This is a genomic window from Streptomyces sp. NPDC003035 (assembly GCF_042888285.1).
Classification (GTDB): Bacteria; Actinomycetota; Actinomycetes; order Streptomycetales; family Streptomycetaceae; genus Streptomyces.
The window spans coordinates 110261-127114 of the sequence record NZ_JBIAPJ010000001.1; the positions used below are offsets into that span (position 1 = coordinate 110261).

The 16854-nt window shown below is 72.0% G+C and carries 13 protein-coding genes and 1 riboswitch; of the genes, 9 read left to right on the forward strand and 4 right to left on the reverse strand.

The window, feature by feature from the left end; translation table 11 throughout:
- Positions 1-65: 65 nt before the first annotated feature.
- A complete protein-coding gene (locus ACFYV5_RS00465; protein ID WP_389162585.1) occupies positions 66-1142 on the forward strand; it encodes a CobW family GTP-binding protein in 1077 nt (358 codons plus the stop codon).
- Here the strand turns inward: ACFYV5_RS00465 and ACFYV5_RS00470 are convergent.
- Complete coding sequence (locus ACFYV5_RS00470; protein ID WP_389162588.1) at positions 1139-3598, reverse strand: DNA topoisomerase (ATP-hydrolyzing) subunit A; 2460 nt, start codon at positions 3596-3598, stop codon at positions 1139-1141. The two genes, ACFYV5_RS00465 and ACFYV5_RS00470, sit on opposite strands and share 4 nt — an antisense overlap.
- Positions 3599-3901: 303 nt before the next feature.
- On the opposite strand from ACFYV5_RS00470, the gene ACFYV5_RS00475 reads away from it, so the two are divergent.
- The 4 genes from ACFYV5_RS00475 to ACFYV5_RS00490 all read left to right on the forward strand — a co-directional run bounded on the left by ACFYV5_RS00475 (position 3902) and on the right by ACFYV5_RS00490 (position 8649).
- Entirely contained in the window at positions 3902-5248 is a 1347-nt protein-coding gene (locus tag ACFYV5_RS00475) for a pitrilysin family protein (RefSeq protein WP_355106169.1), read from the forward strand.
- A 26-nt stretch (positions 5249-5274) separates the two neighbouring features.
- Entirely contained in the window at positions 5275-6642 is a 1368-nt protein-coding gene (locus tag ACFYV5_RS00480) for a M16 family metallopeptidase (RefSeq protein WP_389164985.1), read from the forward strand.
- Positions 6643-6842: 200 nt separating this feature from the next.
- A riboswitch (cyclic di-AMP (ydaO/yuaA leader) is annotated at positions 6843-7007 on the forward strand.
- Between the two features lie 12 nt (positions 7008-7019).
- The gene (locus tag ACFYV5_RS00485; RefSeq protein ID WP_355106173.1) at positions 7020-7802 is read left to right on the forward strand and encodes a M23 family metallopeptidase; all 783 of its coding nucleotides are present in this window, start codon (positions 7020-7022) and stop codon (positions 7800-7802) included.
- 163 nt (positions 7803-7965) lie between these two features.
- The gene (locus ACFYV5_RS00490; protein WP_355106175.1) at positions 7966-8649 is read left to right on the forward strand and encodes a GntR family transcriptional regulator; all 684 of its coding nucleotides are present in this window, start codon (positions 7966-7968) and stop codon (positions 8647-8649) included.
- A 164-nt stretch (positions 8650-8813) separates the two neighbouring features.
- Here ACFYV5_RS00490 and ACFYV5_RS00495 read toward each other — a convergent pair whose 3' ends face one another.
- Positions 8814-9095, reverse strand: a complete 282-nt coding sequence (locus ACFYV5_RS00495) for an HPr family phosphocarrier protein (RefSeq protein WP_355106177.1) — start codon at positions 9093-9095, stop codon at positions 8814-8816.
- A 177-nt stretch (positions 9096-9272) separates the two neighbouring features.
- Between ACFYV5_RS00495 and ACFYV5_RS00500 the strand changes: the two genes are divergently transcribed.
- From ACFYV5_RS00500 to ACFYV5_RS00515, 4 genes are all read left to right on the forward strand, one after another.
- On the forward strand, positions 9273-12539 hold the full coding sequence (locus ACFYV5_RS00500; protein ID WP_389162594.1) for a GNAT family N-acetyltransferase: 3267 nt from the start codon (positions 9273-9275) through the stop codon (positions 12537-12539).
- Positions 12540-12595: 56 nt separating this feature from the next.
- Complete coding sequence (locus ACFYV5_RS00505) at positions 12596-13180, forward strand: DUF5998 family protein (protein ID WP_355106181.1); 585 nt, start codon at positions 12596-12598, stop codon at positions 13178-13180.
- Positions 13180-14382: an alkaline phosphatase family protein gene (locus ACFYV5_RS00510; RefSeq protein ID WP_389162597.1), complete on the forward strand. Its 1203-nt coding sequence runs from the start codon at positions 13180-13182 to the stop codon at positions 14380-14382. Before ACFYV5_RS00505 ends, ACFYV5_RS00510 begins: the two co-directional genes overlap by 1 nt.
- A 61-nt stretch (positions 14383-14443) precedes the next feature.
- The gene (locus ACFYV5_RS00515; protein WP_355106185.1) at positions 14444-15094 is read left to right on the forward strand and encodes a thymidine kinase; all 651 of its coding nucleotides are present in this window, start codon (positions 14444-14446) and stop codon (positions 15092-15094) included.
- A 16-nt stretch (positions 15095-15110) separates the two neighbouring features.
- On the opposite strand, the gene ACFYV5_RS00520 is transcribed toward ACFYV5_RS00515, so the two are convergent.
- Together ACFYV5_RS00520 and ACFYV5_RS00525 are read right to left on the reverse strand one after the other, a co-directional pair.
- Complete coding sequence (locus ACFYV5_RS00520; RefSeq protein WP_389162601.1) at positions 15111-15539, reverse strand: heme-binding protein; 429 nt, start codon at positions 15537-15539, stop codon at positions 15111-15113.
- 48 nt (positions 15540-15587) lie between these two features.
- A complete protein-coding gene (locus ACFYV5_RS00525; RefSeq protein WP_389162604.1) occupies positions 15588-16829 on the reverse strand; it encodes an MFS transporter in 1242 nt (413 codons plus the stop codon).
- Between the last annotated feature and the right edge of the window lie 25 nt (positions 16830-16854).

Genomic DNA, 16854 nt, shown 5'->3' on the forward strand with positions numbered 1-16854 from the left:
GTGCCGTTCCGGGGCTTGCCTATTCTGGGGGCTTTGGTGGGTGTCGAGTCGTCGGAGGGGTTTCCTTGACCAACCAGCAGATTCCCGTCGTCGTCCTCTCCGGGTTCCTCGGGTCGGGCAAGACGACGTTGCTCAACCATCTGCTGCGCAGTGCCCGGGGCACCCGGATCGGGGTCATGGTCAACGACTTCGGGGACATCGGGATCGACGCCATGACCGTCGCCGGGCAGGTCGGGTCCACCGTCTCGCTCGGCAACGGTTGCCTGTGCTGTGCCGTCGACGTGAGCGAGCTGGACGAGTACCTGGAGGTGCTCACCGGGCCCGAGCTGCGTCTCGACGTCATCGTGATCGAGGCCAGCGGGCTCGCGGAGCCCCAGGAGCTGGTGCGGATGGTGCTCGGCAGCGAGAACGAGCGGATCGTGTACGGCGGGCTCGTGCAGGTCGTCGACGCCGCCGAGTTCTCCGCCACGCGCGCGCGGCACCCCGAGACCGACCGGCATCTCGCCCTGGCCGATCTGGTCGTGGTCAACAAGGCCGACCGGGTCGACGAGCGGGAGCTGGAGGCCGTCCACGCCGCCGTCAGTGGGCTCGCGGGGCCCGCCGCGGTGGTTCGCGCCGCGCACGGACGCGTCGACCCCGAGCTGCTCTTCGACCGGGTGGTGCCCGACGGGGAGATCGAGGGCCAGATGTCCATCGAGGATCTTCTCTACGGCGACCCGGACGAGGACCACGACCACCCGCACGCCGCGTACGAGACCCTCTCCCTGGCCTCGGACACCGCCCTCCACCCGCGCAGGCTGATGGAGTTCCTGGACTCCCGGCCGGAGGGCCTCTACCGCATCAAGGGATTTGTCGACTTCGGCGCCGCCGACCCCGGCAACCGCTACTCCGTGCACGCTGTCGGCCGGTTCCTGCGCTTCTCCCCCGAGCCGTGGGAGGCCGGCCAGGAACGGCTCACCCAGCTCGTCCTCATCGGCTCCGGCATCGACGGCGACGCCCTGCGCAAGGAGCTCGACGGCTGCCGCGTGAACGGCCCGCAGGACGCCCCCGACGAGCACAGCATGTGGGGCGTCCTGCGGTACGTACGACAGAACGAAGAAGAGCCGGTGGAGCCGGTACAGCCCGTCGACCCGCTCGACTAGCTCGCCGGGCCCGCCAGGACCGCGATCGGCTTCGGCAGCGGGGTGCCCGAGCCGTCGCGGCGCGGGTCGACCTCCGGCAGGTCCACCGGGGTGCCGTTCTTCTGCGCGGCGAGAGCCGGGGTCGCGCCCGCCCAGGCGAGGATCAGCACGTCCTCGCCCTTCAGGAAGCGCTGGCAGCGCACACCGCCCGTCGCCCGCCCCTTGCGGGGGTACTGGTCGAACGGCGTCAGCTTCGCCGACGTACCGGCCGTGTCGTCCAGCGTGCCCGTGGAACCCGCGACCGTGAACACCACCGCGTCCGCCGCCGGGTCCACCGCCGTGAACGAGATCACCTCGGCGCCCTCGGCCAGCTTGATGCCCGCCATGCCGCCCGCGGGGCGGCCCTGGGGCCGTACCTGCGAGGCCTGGTAGCGCAGGAGCTGGGCGTCGGACGTGATGAAGACCAGGTCCTCCTCGCCCGTACGCAGCTCGGTCGCGCCGACGATCCGGTCACCCTCCTTGAGGGTGATGACCTCCAACTCGTCCTTGTTCGCCGGGTAGTCCGGCACCACGCGCTTCACCACACCCTGCCGGGTGCCGAGCGCCAGGCCCGGCGAGGACTCGTCGAGCGTGGTCAGACAGACCACCGACTCGTCGTTCTCCAGCGTGAGGAACTCCGCCAGCGGCGCCCCGCCCGCCAGGTTCGGGGCGGCGGCGGTGTCCGGCAGCTGCGGAAGGTCGATGACCGCGAGCCGCAGCAGTCGTCCGGCCGAGGTCACCACGCCGATGTCGCCGCGCTGGGTGGCCGGGACCGCCGAGACGATCACGTCGTGCTTGGCGCGCCGGCCGCCGTCCTCGTCGGACGGGAGCTCCGCCGTGGCCGTGCGGGCCAGCAGGCCGGTCGAGGAGAGCAGCACGCGGCACGGGTCGTCCGCGACCTCCAGGGAGACGGCGGTGACGGGCGCACCCGCCGACTCCAGCAGCACCGTGCGCCGGTCGGTACCGAACTTCTTCGCCACCGAGGCCAGTTCGGCCGAGACCAGCTTGCGCAGCTCGTTGTCGGACTCCAGGATCCCCGTCAGCTCGTCGATCTCGCCGTTGAGCCGGTCGCGCTCGGTCTCCAGCTCGATCCGGTCGAACTTGGTGAGCCGGCGCAGCGGGGTGTCCAGGATGTAGATCGTCTGCGTCTCGCTGAGCGAGAAGCGCCCCATCAGCCGCTCGCGCGCCTGCGCCGAGTTCTCGCTGGAGCGGATCAGGCGGATGACCTCGTCGATGTCGAGGAGGGCGATGAGCAGGCCGTCCACCAGGTGCAGCCGGTCGCGCTTCTTCGTGCGGCGGAACTCGCTGCGGCGGCGCACCACGTCGAAGCGGTGGTCGAGATAGACCTCCAGGAGCTCCTTCAGGCCCAGCGTGAGCGGCTGGCCGTCGACCAGCGCCACGTTGTTGATGCCGAAGGACTCCTCCATCGGCGTCAGCTTGTAGAGCTGCTCCAGGACCGCCTCCGGCACGAAGCCGTTCTTGACCTCGATGACCAGGCGCAGACCGTGGCTGCGGTCGGTGAGGTCCTTGACGTCCGCGATGCCCTGCAGCTTCTTGGAGCCGACCAGATCCTTGATCTTGGCGATGACCTTCTCCGGGCCGACCGTGAAGGGCAGCTCGGTGACGACGATGCCCTTGCGGCGGGCCGTGACGGTCTCCACCGTCGCCGTGGCGCGGATCTTGAACGTGCCGCGGCCGCTCTCGTACGCGTCCTTGATGCCGGACAGGCCGACGATCCGGCCGCCCGTCGGCAGGTCGGGGCCGGGCACGAAGCGCATCAGCGCCTCGAGGTCCGCGTTCGGGTGCCGGATCAGGTGCCGGGCGGCCGCGATCACCTCGCCCAGGTTGTGCGGCGGCATGTTCGTGGCCATGCCGACGGCGATGCCGGACGCGCCGTTGACCAGCAGGTTCGGGTACGCCGCGGGGAGCGCGACGGGCTCCTGCTCCTGGCCGTCGTAGTTCGGCGAGAAGTCGACGGTGTCCTCGTCGATCGACTCCGTCATCATCAGCGCGGCGGCGGCCATCTTGGACTCGGTGTACCGCATGGCGGCCGGCGGGTCGTCGTTGCCCAGCGAGCCGAAGTTGCCGTGGCCGTCCACGAGGGGGAGCCGCATGGAGAAGGGCTGCGCCATACGCACCATCGCGTCGTAGATCGACGCGTCGCCGTGCGGGTGCAGCTTGCCCATGACCTCGCCGACGACACGCGCGCACTTCACGTAGCCGCGGTCGGGGCGCAGGCCCATCTCGTTCATCTGGTAGACGATGCGGCGCTGCACCGGCTTCATGCCGTCGCGGGCGTCCGGCAGCGCGCGGGAGTAGATCACCGAGTACGCGTACTCGAGGAAGGAGCCCTGCATCTCGTCGACGACGTCGATGTCGAGGATTCGCTCCTCGAACGCGTCGTCCGGCGGCGGTGTCTTCGTGCTGCGGCGGGCCATCGCGGCTGCGGCTCCTTCACCAACAAGGTTGATCTGACGCGGACCATTGTGGACCGTCCCACCGACAACGCCGACCGCGACCCGGTCCCCAGCCGTCCGGGGAGCCGTGTGGGAGCCGTGCGGGAGCCCCGCGACTGCCGTGCACGAGCCCTGTGTCAGCCGTCGGTGAGCCCCGCGTCAGCCGTACGCGACGTCCGCGCGACCCGGAAGAGGGACGTGGGGAACCAGCGGGAACTTCGCCAGGTGTCAGTGCGCTTGCATAGGGTGGCAGGACTTTTCCATATCGCGATCGAAGGGACGTACATGCCCATGGGTCACACGGCCACGGCAGAGGCCGGCTCCGGCGGCCTGACAGCGACCGAGCACCGGCTGGCCAACGGCCTGCGGGTGGTGCTCTCCGAGGACCACCTGACCCCGGTCGCCGCGGTCTGCCTCTGGTACGACGTCGGCTCGCGCCACGAGGTCGAGGGCCGCACCGGCCTTGCCCACCTCTTCGAGCACCTCATGTTCCAGGGCTCGAAGCAGGTCCACGGCAACGGCCACTTCGAGCTGGTGCAGGGCGCGGGTGGCTCGCTCAACGGCACGACGAGCTTCGAGCGCACCAACTACTTCGAGACCATGCCCACCCACCAGCTGGAGCTCGCGCTCTGGCTGGAGGCGGACCGCATGGGCTCGCTGCTCGCGGCCCTGGACGACGAGTCCATGGAGAACCAGCGGGACGTCGTGAAGAACGAGCGCCGTCAGCGGTACGACAACGTGCCGTACGGCACCGCCTTCGAGAAGCTGACCGCCCTCGCGTACCCCGAGGGCCACCCGTACCACCACACGCCGATCGGCTCCATGGCCGACCTGGACGCGGCCACCCTCGAGGACGCGCGGTCCTTCTTCCGGACGTACTACGCGCCGAACAACGCGGTGCTGTCGGTCGTCGGCGACATCGATCCCCAGCAGACGCTGGCCTGGATCGAGAAGTACTTCGGCTCCATCCCGTCCCACGACGGCAAGCTGCCGCCGCGCGACGGCACGCTGCCCGACACCATCGGGGAGCAGCTGCGCGAGGTCGTCGAGGAGGAGGTCCCGGCCCGCGCGCTGATGGCCGCCTACCGGCTCCCGCACGACGGCACGCGCGAGTGCGACGCCGCCGACCTGGCCCTGACCGTCCTCGGCGGCGGCGAGTCCTCGCGGCTGCACAACCGCCTGGTCCGCCGCGACCGCACGGCGGTGGCCGCCGGCTTCGGGCTGCTGCGCCTGGCCGGCGCGCCCTCGCTCGGCTGGCTGGACGTCAAGACGTCCGGCGGGGTCGAGGTGCCCCGGATCGAGGCCGCCGTCGACGAGGAGCTGGCCCGGTTCGCCGCCGAAGGGCCGACGCCCGAGGAGATGGAGCGCGCCCAGGCCCAGTTGGAGCGCGAGTGGCTGGACCGGCTCGGCACGGTCGCGGGCCGCGCCGACGAACTGTGCCGCTTCGCGGTCCTGTTCGGTGACCCGCAGCTCGCCCTCACCGCCGTGCACCGGGTCCTGGACGTCACCGCCGAGGAGGTGCAGGCGGTCGCCAAGGCCCGGCTGCGCCCGGACAACCGCGCGGTGCTCGTCTACGAGCCGATCGGTACCGAACAGAGCGACAGCGACGAGGAAGAGGGAGCGGACCAGTGACCGACGCTGCCGCGTCTTTGACGAGCATGACGTTCCACCCGCAGCCGGACCCGGGCACCGCGAAGCCCTGGGCCTTCCCGGCCCCGGACCGCGGAGCGCTGGACAACGGCCTGACGGTGCTGCACTGCCACCGTCCCGGCCAGCAGGTGGTGGCCGTCGAGGTCTTCCTCGACGCCCCGCTGGACGCCGAGCCCGAGGGCCTGGACGGCGTGGCCACGATCATGGCCCGTGCCCTCTCCGAGGGTACGGACAAGCACTCCGCCGAGGAGTTCGCGGCCGAGCTGGAGCGCTGCGGCGCCACGCTCGACGCGCACGCCGACCACCCGGGCGTACGGGTCTCCCTGGAGGTCCCCGTCTCCCGGCTGCCCAAGGCGCTCGGCCTGCTCTCCGAGGCGCTGATCGCGCCGGCCTTCCTCGACACCGAGGTCGAGCGCCTGGTGCGCAACCGGCTCGACGAGATCCCGCACGAGACGGCCAACCCCGCCCGCCGGGCGGCCAAGCAGCTCTCCAAGGAGCTGTTCCCGGCCGCCTCGCGCATGTCCCGGCCGCGCCAGGGCACCGAGGAGACGGTGGCGGCGATCGACGCCGCCGCCGTGCGCGCCTTCTACGAGGCGTATGTGCGGCCCTCCACGGCCACCGCCGTGGTCGTCGGCGACCTGACCGACGTGGACCTGGACAAGGTCCTCGCCGAGACGCTGGGCGCGTGGACGGGGAACGCCGCCGAGCCGCGTCCCGTTCCGCCGATCACGGCCGACGACACCGGCCGCGTGGTGATCGTGGACCGGCCGGGCGCCGTCCAGACCCAGCTGCTCATCGGGCGCGTGGGCGCCGACCGGCACGACCGCGTCTGGCCGGCCCAGGTCCTCGGCACGTACTGCCTCGGCGGCACCCTCACCTCCCGTCTGGACCGCGTCCTGCGGGAGGAGAAGGGCTACACGTACGGCGTGCGGGCCTTCGGCCAGGTGCTGCGCTCCGACGGCCGGGGCAACGGCGCCTCGATGCTCGCCATCAGCGGGTCGGTCGACACCCCCAACACCGGCCCGGCACTTGACGACCTGTGGAAGGTGCTGCGCACCCTCGCCGCGGAGGGTCTGACGGACGCCGAGCGCGATGTGGCCGTGCAGAACCTGGTGGGCGTGGCGCCGCTGAAGTACGAGACGGCCGCCTCCGTCGCCGGAACGCTCGCCGACCAGGTCGAGCAGCACCTTCCGGACGATTTCCAGGCGCAGTTGTACGCCCGCCTGGCCGAGACCGGCACGGTGGAGGCGACGGCGGCCGTCGTCAACGCCTTCCCGGTGGACCGTCTGGTCACCGTGCTCGTCGGTGACGCGGCGCAGATCGAGGAGCCGGTGCGCGCCCTCGGCATCGGCGAAGTGACCGTCGTCACCGGCTGATCGAGGCGACCGAGCACCCTAGGAGGACCCCGACGTCACGGTACGTCGGGGTCCTTCCCTATGTCCGTATTGCGGAAGACGGTGGCTGTATGCCCTGTGGCATGTCTTACAAACAGCCGTGTCTGTTTGCTGATTGAAAGACGGTCCGCTTAGCGTCGGTCCGGCTGTTCGCCAGTTGCATCCGCCGCGCCCGCGGCATCGGACAGTCATCGCCGAGTCCCCGTCAGGCGCGAGCCTGGGGAGCCGGGGACCCATGAAGTCCCTGGGGTGAATCGGACGCCTTCGCATCCGTGCGGAGGAGCCCGTAGGAGACCTTCCTGCTCCGAACCCGTCAGCTAACCCGGTAGGCGAGAAGGAAGGAAAGGATCAGCCACTACATGGCGTTCACCCGTGCCACCGGGAAGCATCGTGGTCCGAGCCGTCTGGCGCGCCGCAGCGCGGGCATCGCCGGCATCGCGACACTCGCCACCACCGGCGTCATCGGCACCCTCGCCTCCCCGGCGCTCGCCGTCGACGCGGACGCCCCCTCTCCCGAGGACACCGGCCTGACCCAGATCGTCGCCGTCGACGACCTCGCCGACACGATCGACGCCCAGGCCGCCGCCCAGGAGCGCGAGGCCGTCGAGGCCCGGGAGCGCGCCGAGGCCGCCGCCCGCGCCAAGGCCGAGGCGAAGCGCAAGGCCGAGGCCCGCGCCAAGGAGATCCGCGAGGCCAAGGAGCGCGCCGCCCGTGAGGCCGAGCGCAAGCGCCTGAACTCCTTCCAGCTCCCCATAGCCGGCTCGTACGTGACCACCGGCTACCAGGCCGGTGGGTCGCTCTGGTCCTCCGGCAGCCACTCCGGCGTCGACTTCCGTGCCGCCTCCGGCAGCCGGGTCGTCTCCGTCGGATCCGGCACCGTCGTGGAGGCCGGCTGGGGTGGCGCGTACGGCAACAACATCGTCATCCGGATGAACGACGGCACGTACACCCAGTACGGTCACCTGTCGGCCATCAGCGTCTCGGTCGGCCAGTCGGTCACCCCGGGCCAGCAGATAGGCCTCTCCGGCTCGACCGGCAACTCGACCGGCCCGCACCTCCACTTCGAGGCGCGCACCAGCGCCGAGTACGGCTCCGACATCAACCCGGTCGCGTATCTGCGCGCCCGCGGCGTGAACGTCTGACCGCAGACTCACAGCACGTCAGAAAAGCCCCGGCTCGTACTGAGCCGGGGCTTTTTGCTGGCCAAAAGATATCCATGCTTCCCGGAGACCCATCGGAAATAGTGCTCTGCTGCAATAGAGTCGCGGCGAACCGGTTTCGCGCGGATCAAAGCGGAGGTCGAACATGCGCATTCCCGCGCACTCGGTATGCACGGCGATCCGGGACGACATCGTCTCCGGTGTCTTCGCGTGCGGCAGCCGGCTGACCGAGGAACAGCTGGCCCGCCGCTACGGAGTCTCCCGCGTTCCGGTCCGCGAGGCCCTGCGCACCCTGGAGTCCGAGGGCTTCGTGATCACCCGCCGCCACGCGGGCGCCCATGTCGCCGAGCCCACCGAGCAGGAGGCGGCGGACCTGCTGGACGTACGGGCGCTGCTCGAGCCGCTCGGTGCCGCCCGCGCCGCCCAGCGCCGTACCGAGGCGCACCTCAAGGTGCTGCGCGGCCTGGTCAGGCTGGGTCAGGAGAGGGCCAGGCGCGGGCAGGGCGAGGATCTGCGCTCGCTCGGCGGCTGGTTCCACGAGACGCTGGCGCAGGCCTCCGGCAGCCCGGCGCTCACGGCGCTGCTCACCCAGCTCCGGCACAAGATCGCCTGGATGTACGCGGTCGAGCCGGCGGCCCAGCCCGTCGAGGCGTGGGCCGAGCACGGGGCGATCGTGGACGCGGTGGCGCGCGGCGACGCGGAACGGGCCCGCGCCCTGACCGCGCTGCACGCGGAGCGCTCCCTGGCGCAGCACCGGTTGAAGCGCGTCGAGCGCGGGCGTGTGAGGGCTTCGCAACACGTCGTCAACACCGTGAACGTCCGGAATTAACACGCGGGCCGTATACAAAGAATAGGAATTCGACGGGCTTTCTTCGTGCTGCTCTGAATTCCAGCGGGAACGACAAGCCGGACCGGTGGGGAAAACAATGGAGCCGCGCCCGCCGTCATTTCGGCGTGCGCGGCTCCATCGGAAACCGGAATTCGGTCGGACGGTCAGACGGTCTCGGGAAGCTCGTCGAGTCCCTCGGCAACCAGCTTCGCCAGACGGTCCAGAGCGGCCTCGGCGCCATCGGCGTCCGAAGCGAGCACGATCTCCTCGCCGCCCTGCGCGCCCAGACCGAGCACCGCGAGCATCGACGCGGCGTTCACCGGGTTGCCATCGGCCTTGGCGATCGTCACGGGGACGCCGGAGGCCGTGGCGGCACGGACGAAGATGGAGGCGGGGCGGGCGTGCAGGCCCTCGGCCCAGCCGACGTTGACGCGGCGCTCAGCCATGGTGTTGCCCTTCAAGTCTCAAGCGGGTTGTCTAGACCAGTCTCTCACGGGTCGCGGGGTGCTCGTGGCCGACCTGCGGCCCCTGCGGCAGGGGCTGATGGGTCCTCCCTACCCTGCCCGGCGCGCAGACGCCACACGACCGGTGCCACTGTCGGACCCCGGCCGTACGCTTGGCCCATGCAGAGCGCGTCGGAACGGCCGGAGCAACCGGAACACGCCTACCCCGCCCACTGGGAGGCGGATGTGGTCCTCCGCGACGGCGGCACGGCGCGCATCAGGCCCATCACCGTCGACGACGCCGACCGGCTCGTCAGCTTCTACGAACAGGTCTCGGACGAGTCGAAGTACTACCGCTTCTTCGCGCCCTACCCGCGGCTCTCCGCCAAGGACGTCCACCGCTTCACCCATCACGACTTCGTGGACCGGGTCGGGCTCGCGGCGACCGTCGGCGGGGAGTTCATCGCGACGGTGCGGTACGACCGCATCGACGACCGGGGCCGGCCCGCCGGCGCCCCCGCCGACGAGGCCGAGGTCGCCTTCCTCGTCCAGGACGCCCACCAGGGGCGCGGCGTGGCCTCCGCACTGCTCGAACACATCGCGGCGGTGGCGAGGGAGCGGGACATCAGGCGCTTCGCGGCGGAGGTCCTGCCCGCCAACACCAAGATGATCAAGGTGTTCACGGACGCCGGGTACACCCAGAAGCGCAGCTTCGAGGACGGCTCCGTGCGGCTCCACCTCGACCTGGAACCCACCGACCGCTCCCTCGCCGTCCAGCGCGCGCGTGAGCAGCGCGCCGAGGCCCGCTCCGTGCAACGGCTGCTCGCCCCCGGCGCGGTCGCCGTCATCGGCGCCGGACGCACACCGGGCGGAGTCGGCCGGACGGTCCTGCGCAACCTGCTGGGCTCCGGGTTCACCGGTCGTACGTACGCCGTGAACCGCGCGCTCGGGGAGGGGACCGCCACGCTCGACGGGGTGCCGGCCTTCCGCTCCGTCGGAGACATCGGCGAACCGGTCGACCTGGCGATCGTGGCGGTGCCCGCCGAGCGGGTGCCGGAGGCGGTCGCCGACTGCGGCGAACACGGCGTGCAGGGTCTCGTCGTCCTCTCGGCCGGGTACGCGGAGAGCGGCCCCGAAGGGCGGGAACGGCAGCGCGCACTGGTGCGGCAGGCCCGCTCGTACGGGATGCGGATCATCGGTCCCAACGCCTTCGGGATCATCAACACCTCGGCGGACGTCCGGCTGAACGCCTCGCTCGCGCCGGAGATGCCGGCCCCCGGACGGCTCGGGCTCTTCACCCAGTCCGGCGCGATCGGCATCGCGCTGCTCGCCGGACTGCACCGGCGAGGCGCCGGCCTCTCCTCCTTCATCTCCGCGGGCAACCGGGCGGACGTCTCGGGCAACGACTTCCTCCAGCACTGGTACGACGACCCCACGACCGATGTCGTCCTGCTGTACCTGGAGTCGATCGGTAACCCCCGGAAGTTCACCCGGCTGGCCAGGCGGACGGCGGCGGTCAAGCCGGTGGTGGTGGTCAAGGGCGCCCGGCACAGCGGGAGCGCGCCACCGGGACACCGCGTACCTGTCACGCGCATTCCGCACGCCACCGTCTCCGCGCTGCTCCGGCAGGCCGGCGTCATCCGCGTCGACACGGTCACCGAGCTCGTCGACGCGGGTCTGCTCCTCGCGGGCCAGCCGCTGCCGGCCGGGCCCCGCGTGGCGATCCTCGGCAACTCCGAATCGCTCGGGCTGCTGACGTACGACGCCTGTCTGACGGAAGGGCTGCGTCCGCTGCGTCCGATCGACCTGACGACGGGGGCGAGTCCGGCGGACTTCCGCGACGCGCTGGCGGCGGCGCTCGGGGACGACGCCTGTGACGCGGTCGTGGTGACGGCGATCCCGTGGGTCGGCGAGAACGGCGCGGTCGAGTCCGGCGACGGCGAGGTCCTCGCGACTTCGCTCCGCGACGCGGTCGCCTCGGCGCCGACCCCGGCGAAGCCGGTGGTCGTCGTCCACGTCGAGATGGGCGGCCTGGCCGAAGCCCTCGCGGCGGCGACGAGCACGCGCCCGACCCCGGGCCCGCCCGGGCCGCCCGCGCGGGCGGCAGCGGGCGCATCTGCCGGTACGGCGCCGGCCACCGGCCCGGGCCTCACCGGCGCGACGGGCGGACCCGCCGGGACGGGCCCCGGCACCGGTACGACGCCGGCCACCGGTCCGGCACCCCTCAGCGACCGACGGGACGCCGAACCCGTCGGCGAACCGACGTCCGGCACGGGCCCCGGTTCCGGCCCGCGTTCCGGCGCCGACCCGCGTTCCGGCGCCGACCCGCGTTCCGGCGCCGGCACGGGCTTCGCCCCGGCCGGTGGCGGCGGGCCCGCTTCGACCGACATGACCGCGACGTCGCCGGCCGGCTCGGCCCAGCGGCCCGGTGCGGCGGCCGGCACCGCCGGTCCGGGCGCCGGTGAGGGGGCCGCTGCCGGGCCCGCAGGGGGCCGGCCGTCGAACGGCACGCCGCAGAGGTCCGGCCCCGCCACGCCGCCGACCGCCGTGGAAGACGCCGTCGGCGTGTCCGGTGGTGGCAACATTCCCGCCTATCCCGCCGCCGAGCGGGCCGTGCGGGCGCTGGCCGAGGCCGTGCGGTACGGGCAGTGGCGGCGGCAGGCCGCCGAGCCGGGGCGGGTGCCCGAGTACGAGGACATCGACGAGGGCGGGGCCGCCGCGCAGATCGAGCGGTTGCTGGGCGAGGACGTCGACGCCCGGGGCGTGACCCTCGACATCGACGCGGCGAGCGAGCTCCTGGGGCGGTACGGGATCACCGTGCTGCCCACCCTGCCCGCGCCCAGCCCCGACGCCGCCGTCCTGGCCGCCGGCCGCCTCGGCTACCCCGTCGCCCTCAAGACGACAGCCCCCCACCTGCGCCACCGCCCCGACCTCGGAGGCGTACGGCTCGATCTGGCCACCGAGGAGCAACTGCGGACCGCCTACGCGGAGCTGACCGAGGCCCTCGGCAAGCCCGCCGAGCTCCAGCCCGTCGTCCAGGCCATGGTGCCGCGCGGCGTGGACACCGTCGTGCGCTCCGCCATCGACCCGGCCGTCGGCGCCGTGCTCTCCTTCGGGCTCGCCGGAGCTCCCTCCGAGCTGCTCGGCGACATGTCCCACCGGCTCGTCCCGGCCACCGACCGGGACGCCGCCGAGCTCGTACGGTCGATCCGCACCGCGCCGCTCCTCTTCGGGTGGCGCGGCTCCGCCCCCGTCGACACCCCGGCCCTGGAGGAACTGCTCCTGCGTGTCTCCCGGCTCGTCGACGACCATCCCGAGGTGGTCGCCATCGCCCTGGAGCCCGTCGTCGTCGCCTCGCACGGCCTCTCCGTGCTCGGCGCCACCGTCCGGCTCGCTCCGCCCCCGCCGCGCACGGACCTCGGTCCGCGCCGGCTTCCCAGCTACTGACGACCCCCCGCGCAAGCGGCCAGGAGCGCACCTTCCGACGGATTAGGATGGAGTCCATGGCGAAGACCGGTACGACGACCCAGGGGCTGCGCGCGGCGATCGAGCGCAGCGGCTACTACCCGGCCCTCGTGGCCGAGGCGGTGGAGGCCGCCGTCGGTGGCGAGCCGATCGCGTCGTACCTGGTGCATCAGGAGACCACCTTCGACTCCAACGAGGTCCGCCGCCATGTCACGGTCCTCGTCCTGACGGCCAACCGTTTCATCGTCAGCCACACCGACGAGCAGGCCGCCGACAGCAGCTCGCCGACGCCGTACGCCACGACGTCCACCGAGTCGGTCAAGCTCGACCGGATCTCCTCGGTGGTCGTCAGCCGCGTCGTCGCCAACCCGGAGTCGTACACCCCCGGCACCCTGCCCCGTGAGGTCGTCCTCACCATCGGCTGGGGCGCCGTCTCGCGGATCGACCTGGAGCCCGCGGCCTGCGGCGACCCGAACTGCGACGCCGACCACGGCTACACCGGCAACGCCACCGCCGACGACCTGAGCCTCCGTGTCAGCGACGCCGGCGACGGGCCGGACACCGTCCGCCAGACCCTCGCCTTCGCCCAGTCGCTCTCCGAAGCCACCGCGGCGACCCGCTGATGGTCCAGCCCACCACGATCACCGGCTGGCCCGACGACCCGGTTCCGCTCGCGCTCGACACCGCGCCCGTGCCGGAGTACGGCTCCGGCTCGCTGGCCGACGTCCTCCCGACGCTCGTCGCCGGACAGGGTGTGGCCGGCTTCGACGCCCGGATCACCGAACTCGCCCCGGCCGACCGGAACTGCCTCTTTCTGATCGACGGCCTCGGCTGGGAGCAGATCAAGACCCACCCGGACGAGGCGCCGTACCTCACCTCCCTCCTCGCCTCCTCGCGCGGCGGCACGGGACGCCCGATCACCGCCGGTTTCCCCGCGACCACCGCGACCTCGCTCGCCTCGGTCGGTACGGGACGGTTCCCCGGCACCCACGGCCTGACCGGCTACACCGTCCGCAACCCCGAGGCCGGCGAGCTCATGAACCAGCTCCGCTGGAAGCCGTGGACCTCGCCGCGCGTCTGGCAGCCGTACCCCACCGTCTTCCGGCTCGCCCACGACGCCGGGATCCACACGGCCCAGGTCTCCTCGCCGATCTTCCAGGACACCCCGCTCACCAAGATCGCGCTGAGTGGCGGAACGTTTCATGGTCGGCTGTCCGGCGAGGAGCGCATGGACTTCGCCGCCGAGCAGCTCGCCGGCGGCGACCGCTCGCTCGTCTACACGTACTACAGCGAGCTCGACGGTGCCGGACACCGCTTCGGCATCGACTCCGACGCCTGGCGCGGCCAGCTGATGTTCGTCGACCGGCTCGTTCAGCGCCTCGCCGAGCAGCTGCCGCCCCGCTCGGCGCTGTACGTAACGGCCGACCACGGCATGGTCGACATCCCGTTCGACGAGCAGCACCGGATCGACTTCGACGAGGACTGGGAGCTGCGCGCAGGCGTCGCCCTCCTCGGCGGCGAGGGTCGCGCCCGCCACGTCTACGCCGTGCCGGGAGCCGAGGCCGATGTGCTGACGTGCTGGCGCGAGGTGCTCGGCGAGCAGTTCTGGGTGGCGAGCCGGGACGAGGCCATCGCGCTCGGCTGGTTCGGCGACGAGATGGACGAGCGGGTCCTCGGCCGGATCGGCGACGTCGTCGCCGCTTCCCACGACGACGTCGTCATCACCGCGTCCGTCAACGAGCCCCACGAGTCGGCGATGGTCGGCATGCACGGATCGATGACACCCGCGGAGCAGCTGGTGCCGCTTCTCGAAGTCCGTTCCTGACCCCGACCCGTCGGCCCCGTCCTCTCCTTCCCTCCACGACCTGAAAGGTCCTCGACCTGCCATGCCCGAGCTGGTGTTCTTCTCCGGAACGATGGACTGCGGAAAGAGCACCCTGGCGCTCCAGATCGGACACAACCGTTCTGCACGCGGGCTCCAGGGAGTGATCTTCACGCGGGACGACCGGGCGGGGGAGGGGAAGCTCTCCTCGCGCCTCGGCCTGGTCACGGAGGCGGTCGAGGCCGCCGAGGGCATGGACCTGTACGCGTTCCTCGTGGACCAGCTGTCCAGGGGCGGCAAGGCGGACTACGTGATCGTGGACGAGGCACAGTTCCTGGCCCCGGAGCAGATCGACCAGCTGGCCCGGGTCGTGGACGACCTGGGGATGGACGTGTTCGCCTTCGGGATCACCACAGATTTCCGCACCAAGCTCTTCCCGGGTTCGCAGCGGCTGATCGAGCTGGCCGACCGGATAGAGCAGCTCCAGGTCGAGGCCCTGTGCTGGTGCGGCGCCCGCGCCACCCACAACGCCCGCACGGTGGGCGGGGAGATGGTCGTCGAGGGCGCCCAGGTCGTCGTCGGTGACGTGAACCGTCCGGCGGAGGAGATCGGCTACGAGGTCCTCTGCCGCCGCCATCACCGCCGCCGTATGACCAGTGCCTCCGCCCACGCGAGCGCCCTCTCCCCGGACGTCCTCCCCGTCAACCACGCCTGACGGCGTCCACGGGCCCTCAGGCGAGGGCCGTGACGGCCGCCGTGGCGAACGCGTGGTCCTGCTCCGGGGCGCCGCCGCCGACCCCGATGGCGCCGACGAGGCGGCCGTCGCGGTGGACGGGAAGCCCGCCGGCGATGAAGAGGAGCGGGCGGTCCAGAGCCGTGGCGAGGCTGTGGAACGGGCCGTCGGGCTTGACCAGGTCGACGAGGTCGGCGGTCGGCGCGTTCAACTGGAGGGCGGTGTACGCCTTACGGGTGCTGGTCTCGCCGGACACGAGGACGGCCCGGTCGTCCCGCCGGAAGGCGAGCAGGTGGCCGCCCGCGTCCAGGACGGTGACGCTGACGGTCGCCCCCGCGGCTTCGGCGGCGCGGCGGGCGGCGGTCAGCAGGATCTCGGCGTCCTGGGTGCTCAGCGGGGTGACGGCGGTGGGGGTGGCGGTGCTCATGCTGCGTGCTTCCTTCGTGCGGGTGAGGAGAGGGGCGGGGGTACGAGGTCAGTGGCGGGCGGCAGCGGTGGCGGCCGTCGGCGTCGGTGTCGGCGCCGGTGTCGACGTCGTGGCGGGGCCTGTCGCCACGACCCGGGAGCGGGCCTTGGTGCGCCTGTCGAGGAACGCGGCCAGGAAGGCCAGGAGCAGGGCGGTGGCGGAGAGGAGCGCGCCGACCCAGTTCGGGGCGGTGTAGCCGAGGCCGGCGGAGATGACGACGCCACCGAGCCAGGCGGCGAGCGCGTTGCCGAGGTTGAAGGCGCCGATGTTGGCGGCCGAGGCCAGGGTGGGCGCGGCGGAGGCCTGGTCGAGGACCCACTTCTGCAGCGGCGGCACCGTGGCGAAGCCGAGCGCACCGATCAGCGTGAGGGTGATCGCGGCGAGCACCTTGTCGTGCGCGGTCTCCGTGAAGGCCAGCAGGGACAGGGCCAGGGCGCCCAGGGTGGTGAAGAGCAGAGGCATCAGCGCCCGGTCGGCGAACCGGCCGCCGAGGAGGTTGCCCAGGAACATGCCGATGCCGAAGAGGACGAGCAGCCAGGTCACGGCGCCTTCGGTGTAGCCGGTGACCTCGGTCATCATCGGGGTGATGTACGTGATGGCCGCGAACACGCCGCCGTAGCCGAGGACGGTCATCGCCATGGCCAGCCAGACCTGGACGTTCTTGAACGCGGCGAACTCGGTGCGGACGTTCGCCGTCTCGGGGCGCCCCTGCGCGGGCACGAGCTTGGCGACGCCCAGGAGGCCGAGGACGCCGAGGGCGGCCACGAGGACGAAGGTGACCCGCCAGCCGAGGGCCTGGCCGATGGAGGTGCCGCCGGGGACACCGACGATGTTGGCGACGGTCAGCCCCATGAACATCAGGGAGATCGCGGACGCCTTCTTCTCCGGCGCGACCAGGTCCGCGGCGACGACGGAGCCGATGCCGAAGAAGGCGCCGTGGGCGAGCGAGGCCACGACCCGGCCGATCAGCATGACGCCGAAGCTGGGCGCGAAGGCGGACAGCGCGTTGCCGACGATGAAGAGGCCCATCAGGAACATGAGCATCTTCTTGCGGGACACCTTGGTGCCGAGCACGGTCAGGAGCGGGGCTCCGAGGACGACGCCGAGGGCGTAGCCGGTCACCAGCCAGCCGGCGGTGGGAATCGAGACACCGAAGTCACCGGCGACCTGGGGCAGTACGCCCATGATCACGAACTCGGTCGTGCCGATCCCGAAGGCCCCGATGGCCAGGGCCAGGAGCGCGAGAGGCATGGCGAAGCACCTTCCGAAAAGATTG